The sequence below is a fragment of the Streptococcus sp. GMD3S genome, assembly GCF_000298695.2.
In the GTDB taxonomy this organism is placed as follows: Bacteria; Bacillota; Bacilli; order Lactobacillales; family Streptococcaceae; genus Streptococcus.
Map to the genome: position 1 here is coordinate 1 of NZ_AJRC02000029.1, position 6,668 is coordinate 6,668.

Annotated in this window: 8 protein-coding genes; all 8 read left to right on the top strand. The window is 40.5% G+C overall.

Annotated elements, in window-relative coordinates; translation table 11 throughout:
- Nucleotides 1-336: GNAT family N-acetyltransferase (locus GMD3S_RS0209165; protein WP_025172995.1), on the top strand; the 336-nt coding region annotated here is incomplete at its 5' end.
- Between the two features lie 74 nt (nt 337-410).
- Nucleotides 411-2,156 (top strand): endolytic transglycosylase MltG, encoded by a 1,746-nt coding sequence (mltG, locus tag GMD3S_RS0209170; protein WP_000927565.1) that lies wholly within the window; start codon nt 411-413, stop codon nt 2,154-2,156.
- Nucleotides 2,157-2,218: 62 nt separating this feature from the next.
- Nucleotides 2,219-2,701: a transcription elongation factor GreA gene (greA, locus tag GMD3S_RS0209175; RefSeq protein ID WP_000818765.1), complete on the top strand. Its 483-nt coding sequence runs from the start codon at nt 2,219-2,221 to the stop codon at nt 2,699-2,701.
- A gap of 76 nt (nt 2,702-2,777) precedes the next feature.
- Nucleotides 2,778-4,142 carry an amino acid permease gene (locus tag GMD3S_RS0209180; protein WP_001293567.1) on the top strand — a complete coding sequence of 455 codons (1,365 nt, stop codon included), beginning with the start codon at nt 2,778-2,780 and terminating at the stop codon, nt 4,140-4,142.
- Nucleotides 4,143-4,242: 100 nt separating this feature from the next.
- Nucleotides 4,243-4,653 (top strand): GNAT family N-acetyltransferase, encoded by a 411-nt coding sequence (locus GMD3S_RS0209185; protein ID WP_000558475.1) that lies wholly within the window; start codon nt 4,243-4,245, stop codon nt 4,651-4,653.
- A 197-nt stretch (nt 4,654-4,850) separates the two neighbouring features.
- Nucleotides 4,851-5,060, top strand: a complete 210-nt coding sequence (locus GMD3S_RS0209190) for a helix-turn-helix transcriptional regulator (protein WP_001107493.1) — start codon at nt 4,851-4,853, stop codon at nt 5,058-5,060.
- A complete protein-coding gene (locus GMD3S_RS0209195; RefSeq protein ID WP_000797143.1) occupies nt 5,050-5,538 on the top strand; it encodes a DUF6773 family protein in 489 nt (162 codons plus the stop codon). Before GMD3S_RS0209190 ends, GMD3S_RS0209195 begins: the two co-directional genes overlap by 11 nt.
- Before the next feature lie 116 nt (nt 5,539-5,654).
- A partial coding sequence (locus GMD3S_RS0209200) for a nicotinate phosphoribosyltransferase (protein ID WP_025172997.1) occupies nt 5,655-6,668 on the top strand: 1,014 nt, incomplete at its 3' end.

Below are 6,668 nucleotides of genomic sequence, written 5' to 3' on the forward strand. Positions count from 1 at the left end.
ATCGAAGGTCCAGTCGTCCCACACCGCCATCTAGATGATCAGTCTTTTACAGAAGAAATAAAAGACTATAGCCATCAACCTGGAGGTTATATTTCTGTGACTTGCCTATCTATTGCCAAGGAAGCACAAGCTTTGGGGGTAGGGAAAAGACTATTAAAGGCTCTGAAAGAAGTCGCTTTAGAACATGAGCGAGAGGGCATTAACTTGACGTGTCATGATTACCTTATCTCCTATTACGAAAAGCACGGCTTTGTTAATGAAGGAATATCCCAGTCAAGCTTTGCTGGGGAAACCTGGTATGATATGGTTTGGCAGCCTGAAAATAAAGAAAACTAGCTAGGGAATGCCCTAGTTGGTTGCTTTTCTGCGACTTTTAAGATATAATATTATGGATTGTCAACAAGGAGGTAATGCTTTTGACTGAAAAATCAAGAGAAGAAGAAAAATTAAGCTTTAAAGAGCAGATTCTACGTGATTTAGAAAGAGTAAAAGAACAAGATAGAAGAGAGAAAGAAGTAGAGATTCCAAATCTGACGGCTTCATCATCTCAAGCTAGTTCAGCAACTCCTTCAGATCTTGAACCAGAAACATCAACAGAAGAGTTGATGGCTGATTCCCTATCTGTTGTCGATAAAATCCTAAAGAATGCACCAAGTGTTCCTCCACTTTCAAGTGCTAGTACTGATGAAACGGATGGACAAGAAGAGAAAGAGATTAGACAGCCAATCATTGATAAGATTGAAGTTGTAGAATCTGAAGAACCTATAGTAGAGCCGATTCATCTGGCTGAAGAACCTGTAGTGGAATCTGTTCAACCTAAGGTAGAACCAGTTGAGCTTAAACCCGAAGAAAAAGAATTTAACGACACTCCGACTAAGGTTGCCGTAACCTATAAAACAGAAGACAAGAAAGAGGAAATTACCCCAGGAATGCCTGAAAGAGTTGAGCCTGTTTCTACAGAATCTAGCAGTGGATTAGCTGATGCTCCACGTCGTAGTCGTCGTCAAGGTGCAACATCAACTAAGAAAAAATCAAAAGCCAAAGGTTGCCTAGTAACAGTTCTAGTTCTCCTAGTACTCGTTGCAGTTGGTGGTTATTTTGGTTATGGTTATGTGCAAGATTCCTTGAAACCTGTGGATGCGAGCTCTAAGGACTACGTAACGGTTCAAATCCCAGACGGTGCAAATGTTCAAGAAATTGGAAGCACCTTGGAAAAATCTGGTCTGGTTAAACATGGACTTATCTTTAGCCTTTATGCTAAATACTATAGCCATGCCAACTTGAAGTCAGGTTATTACAACTTGAAGAAGAGTATGAGTACGGATGAGTTGATTCAAGAATTGGAAAAAGGTGGGACTCCTGAAGCTCAGGCACCTGTTCTTGCAAATTTGACAATTCCAGAAGGCTATACATTAGAGCAAATCGCTCAAACAGTAGGACAACTTCAAGGTGAATTTAAAGAACCTCTTACTGCGGATGCTTTCTTGGCAAAAGTTCAAGATGAGACCTTTATCTCACAATTAGTAGCCAAGTATCCAAACCTACTTGGAAGTCTTCCAACAAAAGACAGTGGCGTTCGTTATCGTCTTGAAGGCTACCTTTTCCCAGCAACCTATACGATCAAAGACAGCACAACTGTTGAAAGTTTGATTGATGAGATGGTAGCTGCTATGGACAAGGCTATGTCACCATACTACGCTACGATCAAAGAAAAGAATCTGACAGTTAATGAATTGCTCAGCATTGCTTCTCTTGTCGAAAAAGAAGGAGCTAAGACCGAAGACCGCAAGAAAATCGCAGGTGTCTTCTATAACCGCTTGAATGCCGGTATGCCACTTCAAAGTAATATCGCTATCCTATATGCTCAAGGAAAACTTGGTCAAAAGATTAGTTTAGCAGATGACGCTGGAATTGATACAACGATTGATTCACCATACAATGTTTACACACACCTTGGCCTCATGCCTGGACCGGTTGATAGCCCAAGTTCGGATGCGATTGAAGCAAGTGTAAACCAGACAAAGAGTGAGTACTTGTACTTTGTAGCCAATGTTGAAGACGGTAAAGTATACTTTGCGACAACAAAAGAAGAACATGATCAAAACGTTGCAGAGCATATCAATAGCAAGTTACCTCAAGCAAGTAGTTCAAACTAAAATTATGTGGTTTTCCACATAATTTTGTTTTAAAAAAGTAAATAGAAAAGAAAGTTAAAAAAATGGCAGAAAAAACTTACCCAATGACCCTTGAAGAAAAGGAAAAACTAGAAAAAGAATTAGAGGAGTTGAAACTCGTTCGACGTCCTGAAGTCGTAGAGCGTATCAAGATTGCTCGTTCCTATGGAGACCTTTCAGAAAATAGTGAGTATGAAGCAGCGAAAGATGAACAAGCTTTTGTTGAAGGTCAAATTTCAAGTCTAGAAACAAAAATTCGCTATGCTGAAATTGTTAATAGCGATGCAGTTGCCCAAGATGAGGTAGCAATCGGTAAGACAGTAACAATCCAAGAAGTCGGTGAAGACGAAGAAGAGGTCTACATCATCGTCGGTTCTGCAGGTGCAGATGCTTTTGCTGGTAAAGTCTCAAATGAAAGTCCGATTGGCCGTGCTTTGATTGGCAAGAAGACTGGCGATACTGCAACGATTGAAACACCAGTTGGTAGCTATGATGTCAAAATCTTAAAGGTTGAGAAAACAGCCTAAATAGGATGAAAAAGGAGTAGTGAAGGTTTTGCCTTGCTCAACTCCTTTTTGGTTTTTTAGATAAAAAGGAGACTATATGAGTGAAAATAAGAAGAAAAACAAAATGGAGCGTGGTTTAACCAATCGTCATGTTCAGGTGATGGCCATTGCGGGGACAATCGGAACAGGACTTTTCCTAGGTGCTGGTCGCTCTATCAGCCTTACAGGACCTTCTATCATTCTGATTTACATGATTACTGGAGCCTTTATGTTTTTGATGATGAGGGCTGTTGGGGAGATGCTGTATCAGGATCCAGAACAGCATACCTTTATCAACTTTATCACCCGTCATTTGGGGAAAGGCTGGGGATATTTCTCAGTTTGGTCTTATTGGTTGTCAGTTGTCTTTATCGGTATGGCAGAAATCACTGCCATCTCAGATTATGTTCGCTTCTGGTTTCCCACATGGCCTAGCTGGATGATTCAGCTTGTCTTTTTAACGATTTTGGCTTTGGTCAATCTGATTGCAGTTAAGCTCTTTGGCGAAGTCGAGTTTTGGTTTGCTATGGTCAAGATTGTGGCGATTTTAGCCATGATTGCCACTGGGGTCTTTATGGTTTTGACAGGCTTTAAGACACCGCATGGTGTTGCAAGTTTGGCAAATATCAGCGACCAGTTCTCTCTTTTTCCAAACGGAGTTATGAACTTTGTCATGGCTTTTCAAATGGTATTTTTTGCCTATCTGATGATTGAGTTTATCGGGGTGACAACTTCTGAAACAAAGGACCCTCGTCAGGTCTTGCCCAAAGCTGTTAAGGAAATTCCTCTCAGAATTATCTTCTTCTATGGGGGAGCTCTTATTGCGATTATGGCCATTATTCCTTGGTCTTATCTTAATTCTTCAGATTCTCCATTTGTAACGGTTTTTGAACTGGCAGGGATCAAGTGGGCAGCGGCTCTAATCAACTTTGTTGTCTTGACCTCAGCAGCGTCTGCGCTTAACTCAACTCTCTACTCAACAGGGAGACACTTATATCAGATTGCCCATGATTCGCCAAATCGTTTCTTAAAGGCCATCAAGGTCGATACCCTTTCTCGTCACAATGTTCCACAAAATGCCATCATTGCCTCAGCAATCTTGATTGCTCTCGCTGCCTTTATCAATGTGCTACCAGGTGTTTCAGATGCCTTTGCTTTGATCACCGCATCCTCATCAGGTGTTTACATCGCGATTTATATCTTGATTATGGTGGCCCATCTCAAATACCGCAAGTCACAAGACTTCATGGCTGATGGCTACCTTATGCCTCAGTATCGCTTGCTTAATCCCCTAACCATTCTCTTTTTTGTCTTTGTTTTCGTGACTCTCTTTTTGCAAGAGTCTACCTTCATGGGGGCAGTTGGTTCTGCTATCTGGATCTTTGTTTTTGGGATTTATAGTCAGTGGAAATTTAGAAAATAAATCATGAACTCATCAACTCTGTTTGGTGAGTTTTTGCTAGTTTGACAGTTTATTGAAATATGACTATAATCAAGTTGTAGCAGTTTATTAGGAGGTTTGAATGCACGTTAGATTGGAAAATAAGGAATCTCATAAAGCGCAGGAAATAGGGGACTTGATTCGTGCTTATAATCGTTCTAAAAGAGAAGAGGCTGAAAGCGAGCCACTGAACCTTTATGTCGAAGACGAAAAGGGCAATCTCATGGCAGGCTTAGTAGCAGAGACTTTCGGAAATTGGTTGGAAATCGAATATTTGTTTGTGAGAGAGGAATTGAGGGGACAAGGAATTGGTTCAAAACTATTGCAGCGAGCTGAAAATGAAGCCAAGAATCGAAACTGTCGTTTTTCTTTCGTGAATACTTACCAGTTTCAAGCGCCAGATTTTTATCTAAGCCATGGCTACAAGGAAGTCTTTACCTTGCAAGACTATCCCTACACAGGGCAAAGATACTATTACCAAAAGGATTTGTGATCTAGACTTCTATCTTTTGAAGAGGAGCTTAGCTGAGTATCAAATAAGAACGAATACTCTTTATCATGTAAGATGATAGAGAGTTTTTTGTTAATAAAATCTTACAAAATGACATTTATATATTGCATTAAGTTAGATATATGGTATAATGTTTTTAAAAGAAGCGCAACTTTTTAAAAATGTGAAGGAGGATGCTAGTGGCTAAAAACTTAAAATTAAAATTAGCTCGGGTGGAGTGTGATTTAACACAAGGGGATTTGGCAGAAGCTGTAGGTGTTACTAGGCAGACTATAGGCTTGATAGAAGCAGGGAAATATAATCCTAGTCTCTCCCTCTGCCAGTCTATTTGCAGATGCTTAGGCAAAACGTTAGACCAACTATTCTGGGAGGAAGAAGATGAAAAATAGATTTTTTTATTATCAATTATTAGACGAAAGAGAAGAACAACTGTTTAACAAAGCTGGGACAGAGACTTTTTATATGTTTATCGGGCTCATTCTGCTAAGTTATTTGGTGGCTGTATTAGCACCTGCTCTTTTTAATCCTGATATTCTTCTGGTTACTCTTCTTTTAGGAATTTTCTTCTTTTTCAATCGTGCACGACAACTTGGAGTGACCTACTATAGTCGTTTTCATTTTACGATTGGAGGGTGTTTGCTGGTAACTCTCGCTATTACGACTCTCTTGATGTTGCAGAATTATCAATTCAATATCGAAATTTATCAGCACAATCCTCTGAACGTTAAATACTTGTCTGCTTGGGTCATTACTTATCTGATTTACCTTCCTTGGGTTTTTATCGGCAATCTCGGGCTTAAAAGTTATGGTGAATGGGCTCAGAAAAAGTTTGAGCAAGATATGGATGAACTGGAGAATGGAGAATAGCTTGTTAGCTTTTTATCAATCCAGATAAAATGTGTTATAATAGTACTAATTTATCGGACGGTGTGAAAGTGGTAGGATACTTTTATACCCTTGTAAAGTAGGAAGAAGGAAAACAGATGTATCCAGATGATAGTTTGACATTGCACACGGACTTGTACCAGATCAACATGATGCAAGTTTACTTTGACCAAGGAATTCACAATAAAAAGGCGGTCTTTGAAGTTTATTTCCGCCAGCAACCTTTTAATAACGGCTATGCGGTTTTTGCTGGTTTGGAAAGAATTGTACATTATCTTGAAGACTTACGCTTTTCAGATAGCGATATTGCCTACTTGGAGACGCTTGGGTATCATGGAGAATTCTTGGACTACCTACGAAATCTCAAGTTAGAACTAACGGTTCGTTCTGCTCAGGAAGGGGACTTGGTTTTTGCTAATGAGCCAATTGTGCAGGTTGAAGGACCTCTAGCCCAATGTCAATTGGTCGAAACGGCTCTCTTAAACATCGTTAACTTTCAAACCTTGATAGCGACCAAGGCAGCACGTATTCGTTCAGTCATTGAAGATGAGCCTTTGATGGAATTCGGGACACGTCGTGCGCAAGAAATGGATGCAGCTATCTGGGGAACACGCGCAGCTGTGATTGGTGGAGCCAACGGGACTAGCAACGTGCGAGCAGGGAAGCTTTTTGGCATTCCTGTCCTAGGAACCCATGCCCATGCTTTGGTACAGGTTTATGGAAACGACTATGAGGCCTTTAAGGCCTATGCTTCAACCCATCGTGACTGTGTCTTTTTAGTAGATACTTATGATACGTTGCGCATCGGTGTGCCAGCTGCCATTCAGGTTGCTCGTGAATTGGGAAACAAGATTAATTTTAAAGGCGTTCGTATCGACTCAGGGGATATTGCCTATATCTCCAAGAAAGTTCGTCAACAGTTAGATGAGGCTGGATATCCAGATGCCAAAATTTACGCTTCCAATGACCTCGATGAAAATACCATCCTAAACCTCAAAATGCAACACGCTAAGATTGACGTTTGGGGGGTGGGTACCAAGCTGATTACGGCCTATGACCAGCCAGCCCTTGGAGCGGTTTATAAGATTGTAGCTATCGAAGATGAAACTGGT